At 72.0% G+C, this 25,178-nt stretch carries 13 protein-coding genes; 7 read left to right on the top strand and 6 right to left on the bottom strand.

Translation table 11 applies throughout. The annotated features are described in order from the left end of the window. Positions 1-45 precede the first annotated feature (45 nt). The gene (locus tag RZ50_RS26985; RefSeq protein WP_196951404.1) at positions 46-378 is read right to left on the bottom strand and encodes a trypco2 family protein; all 333 of its coding nucleotides are present in this window, start codon (positions 376-378) and stop codon (positions 46-48) included. 251 nt (positions 379-629) lie between these two features. Between RZ50_RS26985 and RZ50_RS26980 the strand changes: the two genes are divergently transcribed. Further along, positions 630-2,435 (top strand): alpha/beta fold hydrolase, encoded by a 1,806-nt coding sequence (locus tag RZ50_RS26980; RefSeq protein ID WP_196951405.1) that lies wholly within the window; start codon positions 630-632, stop codon positions 2,433-2,435. Between the two features lie 131 nt (positions 2,436-2,566). Here the strand turns inward: RZ50_RS26980 and RZ50_RS26975 are convergent, their stop codons facing one another. Beyond that, positions 2,567-6,094, bottom strand: coding sequence for a ricin-type beta-trefoil lectin domain protein (locus tag RZ50_RS26975; RefSeq protein WP_196951406.1), 3,528 nt, complete (start codon positions 6,092-6,094; stop codon positions 2,567-2,569). Between the two features lie 479 nt (positions 6,095-6,573). Here RZ50_RS26975 and RZ50_RS29975 point away from each other — a divergent pair, with 479 nt between their 5' ends. Continuing rightward, positions 6,574-13,845, top strand: a complete 7,272-nt coding sequence (locus RZ50_RS29975; protein WP_196951407.1) for an RHS repeat-associated core domain-containing protein — start codon at positions 6,574-6,576, stop codon at positions 13,843-13,845. 34 nt (positions 13,846-13,879) lie between these two features. After that, entirely contained in the window at positions 13,880-15,295 is a 1,416-nt protein-coding gene (locus RZ50_RS26965; RefSeq protein ID WP_196951408.1) for a hypothetical protein, read from the top strand. 177 nt (positions 15,296-15,472) lie between these two features. Here the strand turns inward: RZ50_RS26965 and RZ50_RS26960 are convergent, their stop codons facing one another. Next, positions 15,473-15,748: a hypothetical protein gene (locus RZ50_RS26960; protein ID WP_217680863.1), complete on the bottom strand. Its 276-nt coding sequence runs from the start codon at positions 15,746-15,748 to the stop codon at positions 15,473-15,475. Between RZ50_RS26960 and RZ50_RS26955 the strand changes: the two genes are divergently transcribed. Continuing rightward, entirely contained in the window at positions 15,741-16,001 is a 261-nt protein-coding gene (locus tag RZ50_RS26955) for a hypothetical protein (RefSeq protein ID WP_217680862.1), read from the top strand. The two genes, RZ50_RS26960 and RZ50_RS26955, sit on opposite strands and share 8 nt — an antisense overlap. A 297-nt stretch (positions 16,002-16,298) precedes the next feature. Here the strand turns inward: RZ50_RS26955 and RZ50_RS26950 are convergent, their stop codons facing one another. From RZ50_RS26950 to RZ50_RS29515, 3 genes are all read right to left on the bottom strand, one after another. Further along, the gene (locus RZ50_RS26950; protein WP_196951411.1) at positions 16,299-17,114 is read right to left on the bottom strand and encodes a hypothetical protein; all 816 of its coding nucleotides are present in this window, start codon (positions 17,112-17,114) and stop codon (positions 16,299-16,301) included. 50 nt (positions 17,115-17,164) lie between these two features. Next, the gene (locus RZ50_RS29780; protein WP_256463760.1) at positions 17,165-17,293 is read right to left on the bottom strand and encodes a hypothetical protein; all 129 of its coding nucleotides are present in this window, start codon (positions 17,291-17,293) and stop codon (positions 17,165-17,167) included. Between the two features lie 108 nt (positions 17,294-17,401). Next, a complete protein-coding gene (locus RZ50_RS29515; RefSeq protein ID WP_254803068.1) occupies positions 17,402-20,572 on the bottom strand; it encodes an EAL domain-containing protein in 3,171 nt (1,056 codons plus the stop codon). A gap of 67 nt (positions 20,573-20,639) precedes the next feature. Between RZ50_RS29515 and RZ50_RS30395 the strand changes: the two genes are divergently transcribed. From RZ50_RS30395 to RZ50_RS26930, 3 genes are all read left to right on the top strand, one after another. Then, on the top strand, positions 20,640-20,909 hold the full coding sequence (locus tag RZ50_RS30395; protein WP_374199989.1) for an MbtH family NRPS accessory protein: 270 nt from the start codon (positions 20,640-20,642) through the stop codon (positions 20,907-20,909). Between the two features lie 147 nt (positions 20,910-21,056). Further along, positions 21,057-24,191: a thioester reductase domain-containing protein gene (locus RZ50_RS26935; protein ID WP_196951413.1), complete on the top strand. Its 3,135-nt coding sequence runs from the start codon at positions 21,057-21,059 to the stop codon at positions 24,189-24,191. A gap of 14 nt (positions 24,192-24,205) precedes the next feature. Continuing rightward, positions 24,206-24,970, top strand: coding sequence for a leucyl/phenylalanyl-tRNA--protein transferase (locus RZ50_RS26930; RefSeq protein WP_196951414.1), 765 nt, complete (start codon positions 24,206-24,208; stop codon positions 24,968-24,970). Positions 24,971-25,178: the final 208 nt, after the last annotated feature.

Raw genomic sequence — 25,178 nt, 5'->3', positions numbered from 1 at the left:
GTGGCCCCGGCCACGGACCACGTCCGCGACCGGGGCCGGTCCCCGTCAGCCGTCGATGCGCGGCGGGGTGTTCCCGGGCCGGGCCGGGCGTGCCTGCGTGGACCGGACGACGATGTCGCCGCCGTCGGGCCCCTGGGGGGTCAGGGTGAAGGAGACGCGGTGGGTGCGTCCCCGGGAGACGCCGGCCTCCGTCTCGGCGCCCACCGCCCACAGCTTGAACCCGGCCTTGGCCTTCGCGTCCGCGCGCACCTCCACCTCGAACTCCATCTCCACCGGCCCCACCGCGAACACCACCTCCGGGTGCTCCCCGGCTCTGGCCGCGGCGTCGAGCAGTTCGTCCTTCACCGCGGCCACCATGTCCGCCAGGGGAATGTCCACCACAACCACCTCGTACCTGATGCTCAGTCGTTGCGGACACCGTAGGGCCGGTGCGCCGGTCGGCGCAGCCGAAAACCGACGACGGCGACGAAGGGGAGGCCTCGTAGTGGGTAGCGTGAACGGGGCGCGCACTGGCATCTATCGCCACAACTTCACTATTTCCAGTGAATGTTGATGAGACGTCAGTTTGGTATCCCCCTGCTCTGATCATGATGCCGCTCGGCATCCGTTCACAGAGAAGGTGGTTCCGAATGACCAGTGACCAGACTCCGTCGGTCACCAACGCGACACTCACCGACATCGCCACCAACGGCTTCTGGGGCCCAGGCCACAGCGTCAATCAGGCCGTCGTCGACGTGTCCCGGGCGCTGCTCGCCGCCACCCAGGGCGAGGAGGGCGTCGAACTCCCGCCGGAGCTCTCGGAGCTGGTGGCCGAGGTGCAGCGGATCGCCACGACCGCGTTCCCCCGCATCGTCGCGCACGACGGTGTCCGGCTGTCGGCGTTCTCGATCAAGCTGAAGGACGACGCCCCGCACCCGGTGGTGATCGTGCCCGCCGGGTGGAACCCGTTCGGCTGGCTGCCCTTCCTCTACGCGTACTTCAAGCTGGCGCAGCGCGGCTACCACGTGCTGGCCTACTCCCCGCGCGGCATCGGCATCAAGGACTGGCCGTCGACCTCCGAGGGCTTCATCGACGTGGCCGGGCCCAACGACTGGGCCGACGGCTCGGCCGTGATCGACTACGCGCAGGAGTCCTTGGAGCCCAGCCGGATCGGCTTCCTCGGCGAGTCCTACGGCTCCGGGATCAGCCAGCTGGTCGCCGCGCACGACCCGGCCGCCCGCGTCTCCGCCGTGGTCGCGCTGAGCACCTGGGGGAACCTCGCCACCAGCCTGTACAACAACGGCACCCGGCACCTGGAGGCCGTGCAGGCGCTGATCGACTTCACCGGCGGACCGCTGGAGGAGAAGTTCGACGAGGGGACGCAGCAGCTCCTCAAGGACTTCCTGAGCGGCCGGGACCTCGACGAGGTGGTCGCCTGGGGCACCGAGCGCTCCCCGGAGGCCTACGTCGACCAGACGAACGCGCGGGGCATCCCGACGTTCATCTCGAACACCTGGCACGAGACGCTGTTCCCGGTCAACCCGGTGACCGACCTCTTCGAGCGGCTCACCGTCCCGAAGCGGCTGAACCTGTGGATCGGCGACCACGGCGCCCCCGAAGGCCCCGGCCTGGCCGGGCTGGTGACCGGCCTGCCGTTCCCCGGGCTGGCGGTGCCGACGCGGGAGGCCTACGAGTGGCTGGACCACCACCTGCTCGGCGTCGACAACGAGGTGCCGAACTGGCCGGCGGTGAACAGCCAGAGCATGTTCACCTACCAGACGGTCGCCATCCCGGGCGGCACCAACCTGATCACCGTCCCGGCGCGCCGCGAGACGTACGCGTCCTGGCACGAGGTCACCACCGGCCGCGAGGACTGGTACCTCACCGGCGCCGGCGACACCGGTGACGGCGCGCTGACCGACAAGCCGACCGTCGGGTGGTCGCGGGACTTCGCGGCCGGTGCCCTGACCTCCTCCGTCGCGGGCGAGCTGCTCAAGACCGGGCAGCGGGAGTGGTTCGGCAACCCCGATCCGTACGAGCTGGCGAAGTTCGAGCGCGATCAGCTGCTGGTCTGGTCGACCGACCCGCTGACCGGCTCCGGTGAGGTGGCCCGCCGGATCAGGGGCACCGCCACCGTGCAGCTCACCGTGCGCAGCAGCACCGACGCCGCCACGGTGATCGCCTACCTGTACGACGTCGCTCCGGACGGCACCGCCCGGATCATCACCCACGAGCCGTTGACGGTCACCGACCTGACCCCGAAGGTCAACACCACCGTCACCTGGCGCCTCCAGGCCGCCTCCTACGACCTGCCGGTCGGGCACCGCCTCGCCCTGGTGATCAACAGCCGCGACCCGCTGTACTCCTACGCGGGCTCCGACCTCCCCGCCCTGACCACCACCACCATCACCTCGGTGAGCGGGAGCGAGGCCCGGCTGGAGCTGCCGCTCGGCTGACGACGCCAGGGCGCCGCTACTCGTACAGCAGCCCGCTGTACGGGTAGCGACGCCCGGCACCGGCCTGCGACGGGCGCGAAGCGGCGGCCAGGTTCCCCTGACCGCCGCTCGATCGGGTGGAACCGGAGACCTCAGCCGGTGACCGGGGGCAGGCTCCACGCCTGGTTGGGGTTGCCGGTACAGCTCCAGATGCCGAACTGCGTGCCGGGCTTGTCAGCCCATCCGGGCAGCTCCAGGCAGTAGCCCGACTGGGCGGTCCGGATGGTCCCGTCCGTGTTGCGCACCCAGCTCTGGCCGACCCGCCCGTCGCAGGTGTCCAGGCTGACCTTCACGCCGTCGCGCAGGTCGGTCTCGGTGGTCGACAGGCACAGGCCCTGGTGGCGGATGGTGCCGTCGGTGCCGAAGGTGAACTGCTGGTTGGGGCCGCCGTAGCAGCTGTAGATCGCGACCATCCCGCCCTTGTTCGTGCCGCCCCAGGCATCGGCGCAGATGTCCGGCCGCCACACCGACTGGATCTCGACGGCGGCGGTGCTGTTGCCCAGGGCATTGGGCCCGGCCAATGCGGTGACCCGGCCGGGGACGGTGCTGCTGTTCGTGCCGCGCCAGACCTGCAGCACGTTGTTGTTGTCGATGGCCCAGAGGTCGGCCAGGCCGTCGCCGTTGAGGTCGCCGGAGGAGCCGATCCGCGGGTAGTTGGCCCTGGTGGTGCCCGCGGCCGCGCCGGAGAGGATCAGCGTGCCGGCGTCCGGGTTGGTGAGCGCGCTGAAGTCGGGGGTGGCGCCGCCGGTGATCGGGTAGGCGCGGACGTCTCCGGTGTCCCGGTTGCGGGCCCAGACGGTGGTCTGCAGCAGCTGCTTGCCGTCGGCGGTGATGGTCGGGCCGTTGGCGTTGCCAGGGTTGATCAGGTCGTACTTGCTCCACGCACCGGCCGGCGAGGGGATCAGCCGGGCGGTGCGGTCCAGGGTGTTGTCGCCGATGCCGGGGCTGAGCAGCCACAGCTGGTCGCCGACCACGGCCAGCAGGGAGGTCTTCGACAGGATCAGCGGCTGGCCGGGCGGGGTGTCGGACGGCCCGGTCTGCTCGCCCTCGGGGGTACCGATGGCGACGATCTGCGAAACGTTCGACCAGTCGCTGCCGAAGCTGCGGGTGGCCGGGCAGGGCACCGCGCCGCTCGGGGCGTTGGCGCAGGCGGTGGCGGTCGGCGGGTCGAGCGAGCTCTGCGGCATGACGTCGTAGTGGCCGGAGCCGTCGTTCTGGAGCAGGTAGAGGTCCTGCTTCAGGATCGGGTCGACGGTGTTGTGCGCGATGATCTGGTCCACCGAGCCGGACTTGTTGAGCGCGCCCCGGTGGGTGACCTGGTAGTCCTTCCACGTGGTCTTGGTGTCGTTGACGTCCCGGCGCGGGGCGCTGGCCGCCGTGGCCGAAGTGGCGCGCGTGACCTCGGCGTTGCCGTTGATGACCCGCAGCGAGCCGTCGGCGTCGGCGACCAGGATGTCCGGAATCCTGTCCCCGTTGGTGTCACCCAGGACGGGCCGGCTGCCGGGCTTGAACGGGGCGTAGAAGGCGTAGGTGGCGGGCTGGCTGTAGTTGCCCGCGTTGTCCTGGGCCTGGACCCAGAGGATGTTGGTGCCCCAGTGCGGCGGGGTCAGCCCCTTGGACGCGTTGCCGTTGCCGTCGGCGAGGACCGTGTTCTGGTCACCGCAGTGCCAGCCGGTGACGGCGGAGGAGTCCCAGCTGTAGCGGAAGCAGGCGACGCCGGAGGCCAGCAGGCCCGGGCCCGGCGCAGGGTCCTGGCCGTAGAAGGTGAAGGTGCCGGCGTCCTCGGAGAACTTCGTCGGGTTGTCGTTGGGGGTGCCCGAGGGCGGGAAGTCGGCGGAGCCGATGCTCAGCCGGGGGTTGGTGCGGTCGACCCGGAAGTAGCACCAGGCCGAGGCGTCCGAGGTGAGCGTGCCATCGGAGGCGCGGGCGAGGAAGCCGTACTGGTGGCCGTCGGCGAGCGATCCGACCGGGACGGGCGATCCCGGGTTGTTGTAGTTTCCGCCCGAAGTACTCGGCGCGATGCCGAAATTGGGGTCGTTGTCGTCCCAGACCTGGAAGGACGTGGAGAGGTTGAAGCCGGCCGGGGACCAGCTGTTGGCGGCCAGATAGATGTTCTGGTTGTTGCCGATCCAGCCCGCGTTGTCCCATGGGTGGGCCCCGCCGGTGTTGCACTCGGTGATCTGGTTGGTGCTCGCGAAGCCGGCGTACGGCGAGAACCTCGGGTACCAGATGCTCGGGGTGATGTCGTAGTCGGTGGTGATCACGGGGTTGCTCGCGATCCGGTGCCGGAACTCCTTCCGGCTCTCGTCATCGGGGGCGATCACGATCGTCCAGGTGCCGCCGCCGGCCCGGGCCGCCTGCTGCATCGGGCCGGTGACGTCGAAGTTGAGCGGGCCGTAGCCGGTGATCGGACGACTGTCGGTGGCCTTCGGGCAGGCCGGGGTCAGGCCGCCGGTCCCGCAGGGCTGGTTGTACCAGTTGGTGCCCGTGTCGATCCCGCGCGGGGCCCAGTAGACCGCCAGCGGGGTCTGGGTGCCGTTGCTGGAGGCGTAGGTGACGTTGGTGTAGAGCGTCGACCCGAAGACCGTCGGGCGGTACGGCGCCCCGGAGGGCTGGGTGAACAGCGCCGAGTTGACGGAGAACTGGAAGTAGGCGCGTTCGCGGCCGTAGCCGGCGCAGTCGCTGAAGCCGCAGTAGCCGGTGGCGACCTCGCTCTGCTTGTTGTAGTTCTGGGCGCCCGGCACGTTCTCCTGGACCTCGGCCGAGCCCTGGGTGGTGCTGGTGGCGGCGAGCGTCGGATCGAGGTACCAGGGGCCGGTGCCCTGGCCCAACGCGGCCGGGTCCGGGGTGAGTTCGATGCCGCCGGAGGTCACCTTGGCGGCGATCGAGGCGACCTTCGCGCCGTCGCCCGGTGCCTCCGGGGTGGAGAGGGTACCGGGGTCGGCCGGTGCGGCGGTTTGGGCGGCGGACCTGGCGGCGCCGGCGGTGGCCGGGGCCGTGGCGAGGGTGCCGGAGTCCCACTGCTGCGGGGGAGGGGCGCCGAAGCGGACCTTGCCGGTGTCGTCCGTGACACTGATGTTCCCGCTGGCGTCCGCGCCGACGGTCAGGCCGGTCGTGGTGGTGGCGAAGCGCAGCGTCCTGAGGGCCGGGTTCGCGGCCGCGGCCGCCGTCCGGACCACCAGCACGTCGCGCCAGCCGCCCGCGGGCAGGGCGGTCACTTTGAGGTCGACGTCCGGCAGCACGTTCGGGTAGAGCGCCGAGGCGCCGTCCAGAGTCGGCGCGGGCAGCGCGAACGGGGCCGTGACGGCGAGCTTGCGGCTGTCCTCGGTGGTCAGTGTGGCCATCGGGCCGGTGCCGCCGCCGGAGAGTGCGAGGCCGGTCGAGGAGACGGCCGGGCCGAGCGTGCCGTCCGGGTTCCGGTGCAGGGTCGGGTCGAGGTCGGCCCAGCCGCCGCCCTTCTTCGTGCGCACCTCTCGGGCCGACTCGGTGACGCTGAGCCGCCCGTCCGGTTTGACCACCGCCTGACTGCGCTCGGTGGTGAGCGCGTCGACCACCACGGGCTGCCCGGTGGTCTTCGCCCGGGCGGCCGCGTCGGTCACGGCGCGCTGCTCCGGGGTCATCGCGGCCGAGTCCGGCCCGCTCGGCGGCGGCAGGGTGGCCGGGCCGTGCGTGGGTGCCGGATCGGCGTGTGCGACCGGGGCGGCGAGCGGCGCGAGGAGGAGCGCACCGACGGCCGCGGCCGCGCGGAGGCGGCGTTTGGGGGTCGATGAACCGCCTCGTCGCCTTGTGTTCGGAAGTGTCCATTTCGTGGTGAACATCGTGGGCGTCGCATCCCCTATCCGTGTGCCCGTCCCGGACGGACGGGAGTTCGGGGCGGAACGATGCTGTCTCCCCAAGGGTTCGGTCAACCCCAATTCGCCTTATGCGCACATGTCCTGATTGACTGTCACGAGAAAAGCAAAGCCTTCCCCAAGTGTTCGGGATCGATCCGGTCGAGCCCTGGCGCGGGCGATCGTCGGGGCCCTATGGTCTGGACCACTTTGACGCACGACGACCGTGCGTTCCTGGTTGGGTGCCACAGCACCGGGGGGACAGCGAGATGTCGCTTTGGCGTGCCCGTTCTCGGGCGGGGCAGCAGACCGGCGGCCGGTTGGTCGGGCTGACGACCGTACTGGCCGTCGCGCTCGGGCTGGTGAGCGTGCCGCCCGCCGCAGCGTGGGCCGCGGCGAACGACGAGCCGCCGAAGGTCTGGAACCCGCCGAACACACCGCTGGGCGACGACACCGCCTCGGTACCGGGCACCGACCTCACCGTCACCCCGCTTCCGCCGCTGCCCGCCACGGGCGACACCGGCGCCGCGAACTCCACCCCGACCGCGCTCCCGGCGCTCAAGACCGGCAGCGCCCTCGTCACCTTCGGCCCCGACAGCACTGAGGCCAAGGCCGCCCTGGCCGCCACCGGCGGCGGCTCGCCCGCAACGGCCGGCGCCACCTTCGCCCGGGCCGGCGACCTGCCTGTCCGGGTGGCGGCGGACCCGAAGGCCGTCGAACCGGTGCACGAGGCCGAGGTCGCCGTCACCGACCGGGCCGCCGGGCGCTCGGTGGGTGTCGACGCGCCACTGGTTGCCGTGTCGGCCGGCCCCTCGGCTCGGCCCGGCGCCCCGCAGCACGTCAGGGTCTCCCTGGACCTCTCAGCCTGGCAGCCGGCCAACTGGGCCGACCGGGCCAGGCTGGTGACGCTGCCAGCCTGCGCGCTCACCACGCCTGACCGCCCCGAGTGCCGCACCAAGACTCCGGTCGAGGCGAGCGTCGACCCGGGCGCCGGCACCATCACCGCCTCGGTCGAGCTGCCTGTCGCACCCACCGGCGACGCCGCGTCCACGAAGGGCATCGCCCGCACCGCGCCGGCCCCCACCTCGCTGGTCCTCACCGCCGACACCACCCCCGGTGGGGCCGGCGGCAACTTCGCGGCCAGCCCGCTCACCCCGTCCATGGCCTGGGGCGCCGGCTCCAACCTCGGCAACTTCACCTACGCGTACCCGATCGCCCTGCCGCCCGCGCTCGGCGGCGCCACCCCCGCCATCTCGCTCGACTACAATTCCGCCGCCGTGGATGGCCGCACCTCGGCCACCAACAGCCAGTCCTCCTGGATCGGCGACGGCTGGAGCTACGACCCCGGCTTCATCGAGCGCTCCTACAAGCCGTGTGACAAGGCCGGCATCGACAAGTCCGGCGACCTCTGCTGGGGCGGCCAGAACGCCAGCCTCGCCCTCGGCGGCCACTCCGGCGCCCTGGTGAAGGACGACAGCAGCGGTGTCTGGCACCTCCAGGGCGACGACGGCACCACGGTCGAGCAGCTCACCGGCGCCGCCAACGGCACCAGCACCGGCGAGTACTGGAAGGTCTCCACCCACGACGGCATCGAGTACTACTTCGGCCTCAACCACCTGCCCGGCGGCGACGGCAGCGACCCCGCGAGCAACGCCGCCCTCGCCGTCCCGGTCTACTCGCCGAACAGTGGCGACCCGTGCAACTCCGCCTCCAGCGGCAAGGGTTCGTGGTGCACCATGGGCTGGCGGTGGAACCTCGACTACGTCGTCGACACCCACAGGAACCTGACCACGTACAGCTACGCGCCGGAGACCAACACCTACAACCGCGGCGGCAGCCCGACCAGCGCCAACGGCAGCCCGACCGGCTACCAGCGCGCCGCGACGCTCAGCCGGATCGACTACGGCCAGCGGCTGCCCGAGCAGATCGCCGCCAAGGGCAGCCGCAAGCCGGCCGCCAGCGTGCTCTTCACCACGGCCGAACGCTGCTTCCCCGCCGGCTCCTTCACCTGCAAGGAGAGCGACCGCACCACCGCCAACGCCGCCAACTGGTCGGACACGCCGATCGACCAGCTGTGCACCGGCACCGGAAGCTGCCCCAACACCAGCCCCACGTTCTTCACCACCAAGCGCCTCACCACGATCACCACCCAGGTCACCGTCAACGGTTCACCCGTCACCGTCGACCGCTGGGACCTCGGACAGTCCTTCTTCAACCCGGGCGACAACACCGCCAAGACCCTCTGGCTCGACTCGATCACCCGCACCGGCACCAACGGCCGCGCCGCCGCCGCGCTGCCCGCCGTCTCCTTCACCGCCGTCCCGATCGCCAACCGGATCGACGGACTCGACCCGGCGCAGCCCAAGTTCATCCGCCCGCGCATCTCCCAGATCACCACCGAGACCGGCGGCCGGATCGTCGTCAACTACTCCACCGCCGCGTGCTCCCGGGTCAACAACCGGATGCCGTCCTCCGCCGACAACAACTCCATGCCGTGCATGCCGGTCAAGTGGTACAAGCCCGGCGCGACCGATCCGGTGGACGACTGGTTCGACAAGCCGCTCGTCAAGGACGTCAGCGAACAGGACGCCGTCACCGGTGTTGCCGTCACCAAGACCACCGCCTACAGCTACGACGGCGGCGCCGCCTGGCACCGCAACGACGCCGAGTTCGCCGACCCCAAGACCCGCACCTGGGACCAGTTCCGAGGCTTCCGGACGGTGACCACCACCACCGGCAGCGCGTACCCGGGAGAGGCGCCCAAGACCCAGCAGAGGGTCACCTACCTGCAAGGCATGGTCGGCGACCACCTCGCTGACAGCACGACCCTGCGCACCGTCCCCGACGTTCCCAGCCCGCTCGGCGGCGCCGTTCCGGACAACGAGTGGCAGGCCGGCCAGGTCGTCGCCACCGAGACCTTCGACCAGGTCGGCGGCACCGTGGTGTCGATCAACGGCACGCTCTCCGAAACACCCCAGAAAGCCACCGCCACCCACGCGCAGTCCGGCGGCATGCCCGACCTGCTCGCCCGCTACCCGGCCAACAAGGTCACCAGCATCGCCAAGGCCCTGCTGAGCGACGGCACCTGGCGCACCACCACCAGCGTCGCCACCAGCGACCCGGCCAACGGCAACCGCCTGCTGTCGGTAGCCGACCTCGGCGACGGCACCGCCGCCACCCCACCGACCTGCACCACCAACACGTACGTGAGCCAGAGCGACAACCCGCTGCTCACCGAACTGATCGCGCAGACCGCCGTCACCACCGGGGCGTGCGGCACCGACCCCGGCCCGGGCAACACCGTCAGCGTCAGCCGCACCCTCTACGACGGCAAGCCGTACGGCCGGGCCGGAGCCACCGGCGACGCCACCAGCTCGCAGACCCTCGACCGGTACGACAATGGCAACGCGGTCTACGCCCTCAACGGCACCACCACCCGTGACGACTACGGCCGCATCACCAGCTCGACCTCCACCGACGGCTCCGGCTACGACGCGAGCGGCACCCGGATCGCCGCCCCCAGCACCACCCCGGGCGTGACCACCACCAACTACACCCCCGCCACCGGGGAACTCGCCGGCACCGTCGTCACCACCGGCCCCATGGGCGCTGGCTGGACCACCACCGTCACCGTCGACCAGGGCCGCGGCGCCACCACCTCCTCCACCGACCTCAACGGGCGCACCACCACCCAGCAGTACGACGGCCTCGGCCGCCTCACCGCCGCCTGGACCCCGGAACGCGACACCAGCCTCTCCCCGAGCTACCGCTACTCCTACAGCGTCAACGGCGTCAACGGGCCCTCGGTGATCACCAGCGAGTGGCTCAAGCGCACCGGCAACGCCTACTCCGGCCAGCGCGACCTCTACGACGGCCTCGGCCGGCTGCGCCAGACCCAGCGCACCAGCGACGCCCGCCAGACCGGCCGGCTGATCACCGACACCGTCTACGACTCGCACGGCTGGCCGATCAAGACCTCCGCGCCGTACTACGAGGCCACCTCCGCCCCGACCAGCAACATCTACCTGCCGCAGGACTCCCAGGTCCCCTCCCAGACCTGGAACACCTTCGACGGCCAGGGCCGCATCGTGCGCGCCGAGACCCGCTCCTACGGCAACCTCCAGTGGGCCACCGCCACCGCCTACCCCGGCGCCGACCGCGTCGACACCACACCCCCGGACGGTGCCGCCCCGAGCACCAGCATCAGCGACTCCCGCGGCCGGGTCGTCGCCAGCTGGCAGTACCGGACGCCGACCCCGACCGGCAAGCCCGCCGACGCGGACATCTCCACCTTCACGTACACCCCCAGCGGCCAGCCCGCAACCCGCACCGACTCCTCCGGCAACACCTGGAGCTACTCCTACGACCAGCGCGGCCGCCTGACCAGCCTCACCGACCCCGACTCCGGCACCAGCCGCACCGCGTACGACGCCAACTCCCGCATCGACCACACCACCGACGCCCGCGGGAACACCCTCGCCTACACCTACGACCTGATCGGTCGCAAGACCGGCATGTACACCGGCACCGTCGCTCCGGCCAACCAACTGGCCGCCTGGACGTACGACACCGTGACCAAGGGCCTGCCGGCCTCCTCCACCCGCTACGTCGGCGGAGCGGTACCGGGCGCCGCCGCCTACACCAAGGCCGTCACCGGTTACGACGCGATGGACCGCCCCACCGGCAGCTCCACCACGATCCCCTCGACCGAGGGCGCGCTCGCCGGGACGTACACCACCAACTTCACCTACTACCCGTACATCGGCACGCTGCAGTCGATGGACCTCCCGGCCGCGGGCGGCCTGCCTGCCGAGACGGTCTACTACTCCTACAGCGACACCGGGCTGCTGCAGACCGCCAACACCGCCGGCGACACCCTCGTCGCCGGGGTCACCTACGACGCGATGTCCCGGCCGGTGCGCACCGTGGTGGGACCGCCGGGCCTGCAGACCGTCAGCACCACGCAGATCGACGGGGCCACCGGACGGGTCATCAACTCCTTCCTGGACCGGCAGAACGGCACCGTCGCCGTCGACCAGACCGGCTACACCTACACCGCCTCAGGTCGGCTGACCTCGGCATCCAACATCCAGGACGCCAAGGCCACCGACACCCAGTGCTTCACCTACGACTACCTCGGCCGGCTCACCCAGGCCTGGACGGACACCGGTTCCCTCCACACCACGGCCGACTGGACCGACACCTCCGGCACCAAGCACGGCACCGGCAGCTCCAACGTCGTGCCCGGCATCGGAGGCTGCGACAACGCCACCGGCCCGGCCACCACGGCGAACGGCGGCAAGACCGTCGGCGGGCCCAGCCCGTACTGGCAGAGCTACAGCTACGACGCCACCGGCAACCGCACCGGCCTGGTCCAGCACGACGTCACCGGCAACACCGCCAAGGACGTCACCACCACCCAGACCTTCGGCGCCGCCAAGAGCGTCAACACCCCGACCATCGCGCCCAACACCGGCGGCGGCACCGGCGGACCGCACGCCCTGCTCAGCTCCACCACCACCTCGGCCGCCGGCCCCAAGGCCGTCACCTACCAGTACGACGCGGCCGGCAACACCGCCTCGATCACCGACACCACCGGCACCACCACCCTCACCTGGGACGGCGAGGACCGCCTCGCCGGCGACAGCCAGACCGCCAAGCCCGGCGCCACCACCTACCTGTACGACGCCGACGGCGGCCTGCTGATCCGCCGCAACCCCGGGCAGACCACGCTCAGCCTGACCACCGACGAACTCACCCTCGACACCAGCAGCAGCAACGGAAGCACCAGCAACACCCGCTACTTCGGTGCCCCCGGAGGACTCTCGCTCACCCGGGTCACCTCGGCCATCGGCGGCGGCACCCTGCTGGTCCAGGCCAGCGACCCGCACGGCACCAGCAACGTGCAGGTCAACACCGCCGCCGGCATGGCCGTCACCCGCCGTCCGCTCGACCCCTTCGGCAACCCCCGCGGCACCCAGCCCGATGCCGGTTCCTGGGCAGGGCAGAAGGGCTTCGTGGGCGGGCTCAAGGACGACACCACCGGCCTGACCAACCTCGGTGCCCGCGAGTACGACCCGAGGACCGGACGGTTCATCAACCCCGACCTCCTGCTCGACGTCGGCAACCCGCAACAGTGGAACGGGTACGCGTACAGCGAGAACGACCCGGTCAACCAGAGCGACCCGAGCGGCCTCATACCCGACGACTGCTACCCCAACGGCTGCGGCAAGGGCATCTACAACCCGACCGCCCCACAACCCGTCTTCGCCCCGGCCAGCTTCTGCGCCACCATCGAGTGCGCCCAAGGCACGTCGACGGCAAGCTACTGGGCCAGTGCCCGCTACGCCCCGGCCAAGATCGCCACCACCAGCGGCAACGGCAACGGGCACGGCGGAACCCAACCCAAGAAGAAGAAGGGCTGCCTGCAACGCCTGTTCGGCTGCCTGTGGGACCACAAGGCCGACATCGGCGGAGCCATCGTCAGCGGCGTCACCTACATCGGCTGCTACAGCGCGGCCGGCCTGGCCGCCCCCGAGACCGGCGGCGCCAGCCTGGTCGCCGGCGTGGCCGGCTGCGGCGCGGCGGCCGGCGCGGCGGGCACCGCGGCGCACAACCTGCTCAGCCCGAAGGACAAGCAGCAGAGCCTGCTGCAAGGAACCGTGGAGGGCGCAGGCTCCGCCCTCGTCGGCGAAGGCGCGAGCATCGTCGGCGCGAGTCTGCTGAAAACCCTCGGGCCGAAGGTGGCCGAACTCTTCGAGGCCTGCCACAGCTTCCCCGCCGGAACCCTGGTCATGCTGGCCGACGGCACCGCCAAGCCGATCGAGCAGGTCGCCGTGGCCGACCAGGTCGCCACGACCGACCCGCAGACCGGCCGCAGCGAACCGAAGGCCGTCACCGCCACCATCACCACCCCCGACGACCGACAGTTCACCGACCTCGCCCTGCGGCCCGCCGACGGCGCGTCCGCCCGGCTCACCGTCACGGTGACCCACCCCTTCTGGGACGTCACCGCCGACCGCTGGGTCGAGGCCGGCCAACTCCAGCCGGGCCACGAGGTCCTGACCGCCGACGGCACCGGCGCCACCGTCACCTCGGCGACCAGCTACACCACGACCCCGCGCGCCGCGTACGACCTCACCGTCGCGGACGTCCACACGTACTACGTGGTGGCCGGCGGGACACCGGTGCTGGTGCACAACTGTGCCCCTTACCCGAACTTCAACAAGTTCCAGCGGGTCTTCCTGCGTCGGCAGCCGGAGCCGAACGGAACCATCGCCGACCTGAACGGGAAGTGGTTCCGGGACGTCATCCATGGGAACGCGGAGAGCGACAAGAAGCTGAAGCAGGCACAGAGGCTGTTCGACAAGGGCAAGCTGCTGCAGTCGATCTTCCGGCCCGCAGACGGCATGTACCCGACTCTGTTGAGCGACGGCAAGACGGTCGACAACGGGAACCACCGGCTCTTCGTCCTCAGGCAGAAGGCGATCGATGGAAAGATCCCGTGGGACACGCCGATATACGTCTATCGGCTTCGATAGGTGGCGTCCGGAGTCGACCAGGAGGACGGGACCGATGAAGCGAGCCGATGCGGCATGGGTGCTGAAGTGGTGCACGTTGCAGGGGTTCCTGACCGTGCGGGGCGTCGCGCGGTCTGCCGAAGTGTTCGAGGCGGAGGCGGCCGTGGCCGGGGTGGCGCCGGGGGCTGAGGCGCTGGCGGAGTACTTGGCGGGGGTGGCGGACGTCTGTCGACGGGTCAGGAGCGCTTGGGCGGAAGGGTCCGGGGCGGAGGTGGCGTTGGTGGCCGGGTTGCGGGCGGCGGATCCGATCGGGCAGCGCTGGCTGCTGGCCACCTGCCGTGAGTACGGCGGTGAGACCGTGTACCGGGCACTGGTGGCGGCGCTGCGGACCGCTCCGGTGGGCGGTACTGCCCGGCGTCGGCGTCACGTGGCGTCGGTGCGGTGGTGTCAGGGCCTGCACAGCGCGGGGTTCGAGGACGTCTACGAGCTGGCCTCGGCCCACGCGCCGGGCGAACTGGCGGAGGAGGCCCGCCAGCAGATCAAGGAGATTGCCGACGCCTGCCACCGGATTCCTTATCCGGCGGCCATGTTGGCGCCGGTGCGGCCGGTGCTGGTCCCCCGGCACCTGGGGGAAAGCTGGTTCTCGACGTCGCGGACCGGCCGGGCCTGGGTACGGGAGCGCTCCGCGCAGTTGCCGTACCGGGTGCCGCGCTCGATCCAGCGGACGTTGGGGTTGCCGGAGCCGGCGGACTGGGGTGATCCGTTGAGTCAGGCCGATGCCCGTGCCCTGGTGAGGACGTGCACGAACGAGGGCCTGGGCGAGATCGGCTCCGTGGCCCACGCCCACCTGAGAGGCGAGCGGCCGTCTGCGGAGTACGAATGGCCCGGCGGATTGGTGGAGTCGGAGTACGTGGTGTCGGTGGCGTCCGTCACCCGCCATGTGCGGTTGTTGAGTTCGCGACGCCCGGGTGGCCCGCGGATGTCCGAGTTGGAGGTGATGGCGCGGGTGTGGGCGGCGGCGGACGAGTACGGGCGGCACTGGTTGACGCGCTGCTGCTGGCTGGCTGTGGGGGGTCTGGCTTCTAGGGCTCTGAGTCGGCTGGCGGAGGAGTACGAGTCCGCGGCCGTGCAGGGGGAGGAACTGACGGATTCGGGGCGTGGGGTGATCGCGCGTTGGTGTGAGGACATCGTGCGGGCCGGGCTGGTGGATATTCGCCGCCTTGCCTCGGTGACGGACGGCCCGGTGGACTGGCAGCGGATCACCGACATCCTGAGTGTCTGCTACCGGGTGCCCTTTCCTCCGTCGAACCGTCTGATGGCCTCCCTCCGGTATTCGGGGCGCTTTGCCAAAGGGCGGTCCATGATGTCGCCCGCTGGCCGGGCCTGGGCGCGGGAGCGCTCCGCGCAGTTGCCGTACCGGGTGCCGCGCTCGATATTGCGGACGCTGGAGGCGGTGGACCATGGGGGTTGACCCCTTGCATGGGGTTACGGCCTGCTTTCTGGTGGAGGAGCTCGGGGACGGGGGCCTGATCGAGCTGCGGTCCGTGGCGTGGGACGGGTTGAGCGGAGAGAGCCTGGAGGCGGCGTCCGACTGGCCGGGTGAATTGGTGGCGGGGGAGTACGCGGCGTCGGTGGCGTCCGTCACCCATCACGTCCGGGTGCTGTGTTCCCGGTACTCGGGTCGTCGGTGTCCGTCTGACCGGGAGTTGCTGGGGAGGGTGTGGGCGGCGGCGGACGAGTACGGACGGCACTGGATGGCGCGGCAGGCGCGGGGGTACCGCCGGGGTGCGGCGATCGAGCCGGTGCGGCGGTTGGCGGCGCGGTACCCGTCGTCCACGGCACCGGGGGAGGTGGTGCCGAGGGCGGGGCGGGGGTCGGTGGGGCGCTGGTGTGATGACATCGTGCTGGCCGGGCTGGTGGACATGCGTCGTCTCGCCTCGGTGACGGACGGCCCGGTGGACTGGCGGCTGATCGCTGACATCGCGGGGGCCTGCCACCGGATTCCGGGCCCGTTCTCGGACTTTCCGTGGCTGACCGCCTTCCGGTTCCCGGCGCGGATCGCGGACGGCTGGACGAGGGACCGCCCGGCCGGTCGGGCCTGGGTGCGGGAGCGGTCCGCGCAGTTGCCGTACCGGGTGCCGCGTTCGGTGCGGCGGACTCTCGCACGTCCGGAGTAGGGCACGGGACGGCCCTGCTCCCGAGGACTCCGGAGCAGGGCCGCTCTCACTTGTCGGTTGTGGTCACCCGGAGTTGTGCTCCTCCTCGGCGTCTGCTCGACCTCCCCGGCGAGCACCTCGCTGCCGCCGTCGCGGAGTCTGTGCGCGGTGAACAGCTCGGTGAAGTCGTCATGCGGGAGGAACTCCCTGAGCGCGTGCCCCGGATCGGTCAGGTCCGGCGTGCAGTCACCCGCTTCCAGCTCGGTCAGCCGGGATTGACATGCCGTCGATGGAGAGGATGCGGTCCTCGCCCAGCGCTCAGGCTTCTCCCGCCAGTTCGAGGGCGAAGACCTTCAACGGGGTGTCGGGATCGCGGTACTCACCGGCGAGGAAGGCGTCCACGACGTCCTGTGCGCGATCGACGAACCGCAGGGGCGCCCGGAAGGGGATGTCGCCGCGACCGCCGGAAACGAACGACATCCGCAACTGCCGGGCCTGGTCGTCGTACCACGAGTAGATGACTCCAGGCCTTCCCGTCCCGTCGGACGCGGCGTCCCGCCGCCAGGCTTCCACGGTGTCCGCCAGCGCGGCCGCCAAGGCCTCCCGGTCGGGGATCTCGGAGCCGGTGGGGGGAGCGGGGAAGTGCTCGATGTTCTCCAGCGCCTCCTCGTACAGGTTTCCGGTGCCGCGCCACACGCCGGCTTCGGCAGCCTGCTTGATCGCGCTCACCAGCTCCGTACGGCTCCCTGGTGCCTCGGGGTGTTCGGCGGACGCCGAGGACGTCGGATCGGGGCCGGGGGCGGTGTGCTGGCGCTCGTCGCCGGTGTCGAAGTAGCGGTCCAGGTAGGCGTCGCCGTCGAGGTGGCTGTCGCGGAGCAGGGAGAACACCTCGTCGCCGTCGCCCGGGCGCCCGTCGGTGGCCAGGTGGTAGCTCTGGGCCAGGCCCATGTAGAGGTGGCCGTTGTCGCGGGCGTAGTCGTGGGCCTCGTTCTCGGCCCGGCTGATGGCCTCGTCCGCGGAGGCGGCCCGCCACAGGGTGAGGCGCTCCTCGTACGTGCCGCCGCGGCCGTTCCACTGGAAGACGCAGCGGACCGCGTACCAGGACTGCTCGTCGGCCTCGTTCGCCGCCGTCATGGTGATCTCCTTGAGTGACAGGCCGGGTCGGGCAGCGCGGGGCCGAATGGTCAGTTCTCCCGGGACTTCCCCCGGAGCTCCCGGGAAAGGATCCTGAACCCTTCCACGGTATTGCCCCAGTCGAGGACACGGATGATCCCGCGGCCGACGACGACCAGCCCGGAGATGATGACGTCCATGCGTGCTCCTGACGTGTGCTTCCCGGGTTCCTCTGGAAGGCACGGCGGGCGGGGTTCGGGTACAGATCTTCGCCGTTGACACGGTGTGAGCGCAAACGGATTGACGCCTCAGGCCGGTTCGTACGACGTGCCGCGCACGAGGACGCGGGCCTGGGGGCCGTCCATCGGGTGTGCGAAGAGGTAGCCCTGGCCGAGGGGGCAGCCCATGGCGGCGAGGAGGTCGCGCTGTTCGGGGTGCTCGATGCCCTCGGCGATGACCTGGACGCCGAGGGTGTCGGCGATCCGGGCGATGCCCTCGACGAGGGCGTACTGCTGGGGGGAGAGGCCGAGGCCGTCGATGAAGGACTTGTCGATCTTGAGGATGGAGATCGGGAACTCGCGCAGGTAGGAGAGCGAGGAGTAGCCGGTGCCGAAGTCGTCGATGGCGAGGCCGACGCCGAGTTCGCCGAGGGTGGCCATGTCGGTGCGCAGACGGTCGTCGCGGCGCATCAGGACGGACTCGGTGAGCTCCAGGACGAGGGTGTGCGGGTCGATGCCGGAGGCGGTGAGGGCGTGGCGGACGACGTCCACGAAGCCGGCGTCGCGGAACTGCCGGGCGGAGACGTTGACGTTGACCCGTAGCGGGGGGCGGCCGGCGGCCTCCCGGGTGGCGGAGCTGGCGGCGTGCCAGAGGGCGGCCTCCTGGACGGCGCGTTCCAGGATCCAGGCGCCGAGCGGGACGATCTGGCCGCTCTCCTCGGCGAGGGCGATGAACTCGTCGGGCAGCACCATGCCGCGCCGGTCGTGCGGCCAGCGCAGCAGCGCCTCGAAGGCGACCAGCTCGCCCGTGCGCAGGTCGACGATCGGCTGGTAGTACAGCTGGAAGGCCGATTCTGCGATCGCCGAATCCAGGTTCTCGTTCAGCTCGTGCCGCTCCACCAGCCCCGCCTGCAACGCCGGCCGGTAGTGGCACCACTGGCGGCGGCCGGACGCCTTCGCCGCGTAGAGCGCCAGGTCGGCGTGGGTGAGCAGTTCGGCCGCGTCCACACTGTCCTCGGTGGTGGCCACGCCGATGCTCGCGTTCACCCGCACCGCGCCCGCGCTGAGCTTGAACGGCTCGGCGAACACCGACAGCACCGTGCCCGCGATGGTGTCCACGTCGGCGGGGCGCAGCGCGTCCTCCACCAGCACCGCGAACTCGTCCCCGCCCAGCCGGGCCGCCGTGTCCGAGCTGCGCAGCGCCGTGGAGATCCGCAGCGAGACCGCCACCAGCAGTTCGTCGCCGACCGCGTGCCCCTGGGTGTCGTTGACCACCTTGAAGTCGTCCAGGTCGATGAAGAGCACCCCGGTCACCGAGCCGCTGCGCTCGCCGCGCGAGAGTGCGTGGCCCACCCGGTCCTGGAACAGCACCCGGTTGGCCAGCCCGGTCAGCGAGTCGTGGAAGGCCCGGTGGGTGAGCTCGCGCTCCATCCGGCGCTGCTCGGTCACATCGCGCAGGGTGAGCACCAGGCCGCCGACCGTCGGATCGGCGCGCAGGTCGGTGTAGCGGACCTCGGCCTCGATCGGGGTGCGGTCCTGCCGCAGCAGCCGCCAGTGCTCGCGGGGCCGCTCGCTCCGGGGCCGCTCGCTCCGGGGCCACTCGCCCTGGCCCGGTTCGGTGGACCCGCGCATCCGGGCCAGCGCCTGGCCGACCTCCCGGCTGTCCTCGGGCGGGACGAGGTCGGTGAACAGGGTGCCGTCCAGGCCGGGATGGCCCAGCACGCGCTCGGCCGAGGAGGAGGCGTAGCGCACGCTGTCGTCCGCGTCGAGGATCAGGATGACGTCACTGGCGTTCTGCACCAGCGTGCGGAAGTACAGCTCGCTGTCGCGGCGGACGACCTCCTGGCTCAGCACCACCCGCTCGACGGCCAGCGCCGCCTGGGCGGCGAGGATCTCCAGCGAGCCCCACAGGCTGGTCAGCTCCTGCTCGGTGCCGGTGACGACGAGGGCGCCGATCAGCGGGTCGCCGGAGGGGCGCTCGGCCAGGGTGAGCGGGCAGACCAGGGCGGCGGGCATGCCGTCCAGGTACGCGGGCAGCTCGACGGAGCCGGCGGGCAGCAGCCGGGTCTCGCGCCGGGCCGCGAGCGCGAGCACCTCGTCGTCGCCGTGCCCCGGCACCAGGCGGTGCCGCGTCGCGCCGTGCTCGGCGTGCCGCACGTGCAGCACCCCCGACTCGGCGACCGCCAGCAGGGCGACGTGCCCGGGCTCGGCGGGCATCAGGGCGGAGGCGGCGGACTGCACGGCGTCCGCGACCTCGGCCACCGTGACGGCCGCGCTCAGCCGGGCGCCCGCCTCGCGCAGCGTCCGCTCCCGGGCCACCGCCTGCCGGCGGGCGACCACGACGACCGCCAGCCGGGCCAGCACCAGCAGGTAGAGCAGGGCGGAGAAGGCACCGATCACGCCCGCGTTGCGGGTGTCCCCGGCCAGTGACTCGATGATCAGGATGGCGGGCGCGATCAGCGAGGCCATGGTGAGCAGGGCCAGGCGCCCGGCGGAGAGGTCCGGCTGCTGGGTGGGCACGGGCCTGGTCAGCTCCACCATCGACGGGTGCAGCGCGGCCGCACCCCAGGCGGTGTAGAACGCCGCCCAGCCCAGCTCGACCGGTGTGCCGATGTGCCAGGTGCCGTGCAGCTGGATCAGCCCGTACAGCACGTCGGAGACGAGCATGCCGAGGGTGCCCACGGCGAGCAGTTGCAGGGAGCGGGAGTTGCCGCCGCGTGGGGTCAACAGCCGCAGCAGCAGGGCGATCACGACCACGTCGCCGAGCGGGTAGGCGATCGAGACGGCCTTCTGGAACCAGCCGAGGTCCGGGTTCCGGGCGTACGGGAGGATCAGGTAGATCCAGGCGAGCAGCGCGAGGCCGATGGTGAGGATCAGCGCGTCCAGCAGCCCGGCGCGGTCCTGACGGGCCGTTCGCCAGCGGATGAAGCCGAGCACTCCGGCCGCGTACAGCGCGAACTCGGCCAGGTAGAAGCCGTCGGCGACGGAGGGGAAGGGGTTGGGCAGGTGCAGGATGTCCAACTGGAAGGCCTGGAGCACCTCGCCCAGGGTGAAGGTCAGGTTGGCGAGCGCCAGCAGGTACCAGAACAGCGGGTGCCGGGGGCGGTTGAGGTGGACGCCGATCAGGATGGCGGCCACGCCGCCGAGGCCGATGCCCGGCCACCAGATGATCCGCTGCCCGGGGTCGGCGTAGTAGACGCCGGTGAACAGCACCATCCAGAGCAGGTAACAGGCCATCAGGCGTTGGCGCCGGCGAGTCAACGGGGCTACCTCCTCCGCGACGTCACCCCGCCGGTCGGGCGAGGGAGTTCGGGCGAGGGCGGGGTGGGTGGCGGAGGGGGTCGGCCCACGGCGCAGCGGCGTCCGGCGGTGGTTCGTGACGGACGTTGTCGGTGTTCCGTGGGTGCGTATAGTCGGAAATGTCGCACCTCCCAGCATTCTGCCGCCACACCACGAGGTCAAGCCGGTGGATGACGCAGCCGACAGCGCACGGGGCGTACGAACGGATGTGAGCTTCGGCCGTCACGCCGTGGTCCGGAACGACAACGGGCAGTATGCGGTGTGGCCGGGGGACTTGACGGTGCCGGGCGGGTGGTGACGGGTGTACGGGGCGGTGGGGCGGGCGGAGTGCCGGGCGCGGGTGGATGCTGCTGCTCGTCGGGTCGATCGGCGGGCCGATCGGCGGGTTGATCGCCGGTTTGACCGTCGGGTTGAAGCGGGTGGTGGTGCGCGGACGGTGCACGGCGTGTTCCGTGCGCGGGCGGCGCGCGCCCCGGAGGCCGTCGCGGTGGTGGGGGAGGACGTCACGCTGAGCTACCGCGAGCTGGACCGGCGCAGCGACGGGCTGGCGGCCGGGCTGCGGGCGCGGGGGGTGGGGCCGGAGCAGGTGGTGCCGGTGTGCCTGGAGCGCGGGGTGGAGCTGGTGGTGGCGTGGCTGGGGGTGCTCAAGGCGGGCGGGGCGTTCCTGCCGCTGGACCCGGCGCACCCGGAGCGGCGGCTCGGCGGGCTGGTGGCGGACTGCGGGGCGCGGGTGGCGATCGCGGGGAGGGGGTTCGCGGGGGTGGAACGGGTGGGAGTGGACGCCGTCGGGGCGGTGCCGCCGGACGACGCCTCCGACGCCTCCGACGCCTCCGCCGACGACCTGGCCTACCTGATCTACACCTCCGGCACCACCGGGCGGCCCAAGGGCGTGCCGGTCACCCACCGTTCGCTGCTGTTCACCCTCGACCGGGTCGCGCACGCGTACGGGCTCGCGCCCGGCGAGCGGGTGCTGCAACTGGCCGCGCTCGGGTCGGACACCGCGTTGGAACAGGTCTTCGCCGCGCTGCTCTCCGGGGCGACGGTGGTGCTGGGCGGTGGCTCCGGGCCCGGGCCCGGCACTGGTACCGGCTCCGGCTCCGGCCCCGGCCCCGGCACCGGAAGCGGCACCTGGGCACCGACCGAACTGGTGCGGCGGCTGCCCGGGCTCGGCCTGGCCGTCGCCGACTTCATGCCCGCCTACTGGCACCACCTGCTCGACCTGCTGCCGCCCGGCGGGCCCGCGCCGGAAGGCCTGCGGCTGGTGGTGGTCGGCGGGGACTTGCTGTACGGCCAGGACTGCCGGACCGGCCTGGACCGGCTGCCCGGCGTACGGCTGCTCAACGCCTACGGGGTCACCGAGGCGGCCGTGACCTCGCTGCTCTGCGAGATCACCCCCGAGGTGCTGGGCTCCTCGGCCGCCCCCGTACCGATCGGGCGGCCGTTGCCCGGTGTGCGGGTGTACGTGCTGGACGAACGGCTGCGCCCGGTCCGGCCCGGCGGGAAGGGCGAGATCCACCTCGGCGGGCCCGGCCTCGCCCGCGGCTACTGGCGCAGCCCCGGGCTCACCGCCGAACGCTTCCTGCCCGACCCGTACGCGCCGCTGCCCGGCGCGCGGATGTACCGCACCGGCGACGCCGGGCGCTGGCGGGCGGACGGGCGGCTGGAGATCCTCGGGCGCTTCGACGAGCAGGTGAAGGTGCGCGGGTACCGGGTCGACCCGGCCGAGATCGAGGCCGTCCTGACCGCCCACCCCGGCGTGCGGCAGGCCCGGATCGCCGCCGACGGCACCTCGCCGGACGGCGGCCGGGCGCTCACCGCCTACTACACGACGAGGGACGTCGGCGTCCCGCGCGAGGGGATCCGGGCGTTCCTCGCGGAGCGGCTGCCCGAGCACCTCGTCCCGACCGCGTTCGTGCCGCTGGAGGCGATGCCGCTCACACCGGCAGGGAAGATCGACCGGCGCTCGCTGCCACGGGCGCCCGGGCCTGCGTCCGTGCGGGAGCCAGGGCGCGAGCCGGTGCGGGTGGTTGCCGAGGCGGACGCGAGCGGGGTGGACGCGAGCGGGGTGGAGCGGGCCGTAGGGCAGCTGTGGGCGGAGCTGCTCGGAGTCGAACTCGTCGGCCCCGACGACGACTTCTTCACCCTCAGGGGCACCTCGCTGCTCGCCATGGAGATGCTCGCCCGGGCCCGGATGATGTTCGGCCTGGACGTCGGCCATGTGCGCACCCTCACCCGGGCGCTGCTGCGCTCGCCCGTGCTGCACTCCTTCACGGCCGCCCTGCAGGAGGCCCGTGGCTGCGGTGCCGGCAGTGGCGGCGCCACAGGCCCGGGGGAGGCCGCCGTCGACTGGTGCGCCGAAGCTCAACTCACCCACGCCGTCCGGCAGTCCTGGAGCCCCGCGCCCTGCCGGGTCGATCCCGCCGAGATCCTGCTCACCGGCGCCACCGGCTTCTGCGGCTCCCACCTGCTGCGCACCCTGCTCTCCACCACCCGGGCCCGGATCCACTGCCTGGTCCGCGCCCCGGACGAAGGGCGCGCGCTGGAACGGTTGCAGGCCTCCCAACAGCGCTATCTGCTGAGCGACTTGGCGGAGCCGAGGGTGGTTCCGCTGGTCGGAGACCTCGCCCTGCCGGGCCTCGGGCTGGCCGACGGTCGGTTCACCTGGCTGGCGGAGCACCTGGACGCGGTCTACCACCTCGGCGGGCGGGTCAACTTCCTCTACCCGTACCACCAGTTGCGCGCGGCCAACGTCGGCGGCACCCGGGAGATCGTCCGGCTCGCCGGGTACAGCCGGGGCGTCCCCGTGCACTACCTCTCCACCCTCGCCGTGCTCGCCGGGTTCGGCGCGGCCGGCGTTCCGGAGGTCACCGAACGGACGCCGCTCGCGCACCCGGACCGGCTCGGCGTCGGGTACGTCGAGAGCAAGTGGGTCGCCGAGCAGCTGCTGCACAACGCGGCGGCGGACGGACTGCCGGTGACGGTGCTGCGCACCAACGACGTCACCGGGGGCCTCGGGGCCGGCGTCATGAACACCGGCACCGAACTCTGCGCGCTGATCCGCTACTTCGCCGACAGCGGCACCTGTCCGGCGGTGCAGCTGCCGCTCGACTTCGTCCCGGCCGACCGGCTGGCCCGCGCGATGGTCCACATCGCGGCCCGCGCACCTGCCGACGGCGAGGTCTACCACCTCACCTCGCCGGGCCCGGCAGCCCTCGCGGACCTCGCCGACCGGCTCCGGTCGCGCGGCCACCGGATCGCCCAACTGCCCTACGGGGAATGGGTGCGGCGACTGGTCCGGTTCGCCGCCGGGCACCCGACGCACCCGATCACGCCGTTCGTCCCGCTGTTCGTGGACCGGGCGCCGGGGACCGAACTGTCCATCAGCGAACTGTACTTCCGGCCGACGTTCCCCCAGTTCGACCGGGCGAACGCGGAGGCGGCGCTGGAGGGAAGCGGGATCGAGCTGCCGGAGGTGGACGCCGTGCTGCTGGACCACTACCTGGCGCGGCTGGAGGCGGACGGATTCCTGGGGGCGGTCGGGCGAGCGGGACCGGCCGGGCGGACGGGGGCGGCCGGGTGAACGGGGTTGGCAGGGTGAACGGGGTTGGCAGGGCGAGCGCCTTCGACGGCCTCGATCTCCAACGGGCCCCGGCGGACGGGCCGGTGGCGTTCGGCGGGTCGCTGGACGCGGGCGAGCTGCTGGCGGCGTACGGGCACGGCCTGTTCCCGCTACCGGCGGCGGACGTGTACGCGAGCGCCTACAACGAGGCCAGGTACGGGGAAGTGGACGGGGTGGCGCTGCTGTCGGGCGTGAGCGACCCCTACGCACTGGCGTGGTGGTCGCCGGATCCCAGGCCGGTGCTGCGGCCCGACGGCGTACGGCTGCCGAGCCGCCTCGCCCGGCGGCTGCGCAACGGGGCGCAGTGGTGGACGACGGCGGACCGGGCCTTCGGCGAGGTGCTCGCAGCCTGCGTCGCAGGCCGTCAACCGGTCTGGCTGACCGAGGAGTTGGCCTCTGCGCTGGTGGAGCTGAACGCGCGCGGCGCGGCGCACAGCGTCGAGGTGTGGGAGGGGGATGAGCTGGTCGGCGGGGTGTTCGGGGTGGCCGTCGGGCCGGTGCTGAGTCTGGACTCGATGTTCCACCGGCGGTCCGACGCCGCCAGGGTCGCCGTCGCCGACCTCGGGGCACGGTTCGGCGCGGCGGGCGGGCGGCTGCTCGACGCGCAGTGGGACGGTCCGCACGTGCGCAGCCTCGGGGCGGCGCCGATGGGGCGCTCCCGGTACCTGGCAGAGCTGGTGTCGACCGTTCGGGCGGGGCCGCTGCCGACTGGCCGGCTGCCTGTCGCGCGGCTGGTCTGACCTGCGACTTCGTTCGTCCCCGCTCGGTCGTTGGCGTGTTTTCGACAAACTTATTCCCCGTCAGTAACATGACGCCGCGTGTTCAAACCCTCGATAGGCAGGGCCGCCGGCCCCGCCCTCCTCACCCTCATCCTCGCCGGGGCCGCCGCGTGCGGGCCGACCAGCCCCGGCACCCCGCAGGCCGCCGTCGCACCGGTCGGCGCCACCG

The sequence above is a fragment of the Kitasatospora sp. SUK 42 genome (assembly GCF_015776785.2).
In the GTDB taxonomy this organism is placed as follows: domain Bacteria; phylum Actinomycetota; class Actinomycetes; order Streptomycetales; family Streptomycetaceae; genus Kitasatospora.
This window is presented reverse-complemented; position numbering and strand designations above follow the sequence as displayed.

What these genes read in the sequence shown, in the direction of transcription:
- RZ50_RS26980 (WP_196951405.1), top strand. Translation starts at nt 630, where the DNA reads ATGACCAGTGACCAGACTCCGTCGGTCACCAACGCGACACTCACCGAC.
- RZ50_RS29975 (WP_196951407.1), top strand. Translation starts at nt 6,574, where the DNA reads ATGTCGCTTTGGCGTGCCCGTTCTCGGGCGGGGCAGCAGACCGGCGGC.
- RZ50_RS26960 (WP_217680863.1), bottom strand. Translation starts at nt 15,748, where the DNA reads ATGTCCACCAGCCCGGCCAGCACGATGTCATCACACCAGCGCCCCACC.
- RZ50_RS26950 (WP_196951411.1), bottom strand. Translation starts at nt 17,114, where the DNA reads ATGACGGCGGCGAACGAGGCCGACGAGCAGTCCTGGTACGCGGTCCGC.
- RZ50_RS29780 (WP_256463760.1), bottom strand. Translation starts at nt 17,293, where the DNA reads ATGGACGTCATCATCTCCGGGCTGGTCGTCGTCGGCCGCGGGATCATC.
- RZ50_RS26965 (WP_196951408.1), top strand. Translation starts at nt 13,880, where the DNA reads ATGAAGCGAGCCGATGCGGCATGGGTGCTGAAGTGGTGCACGTTGCAG.
- RZ50_RS26975 (WP_196951406.1), bottom strand. Translation starts at nt 6,094, where the DNA reads ATGACCCCGGAGCAGCGCGCCGTGACCGACGCGGCCGCCCGGGCGAAG.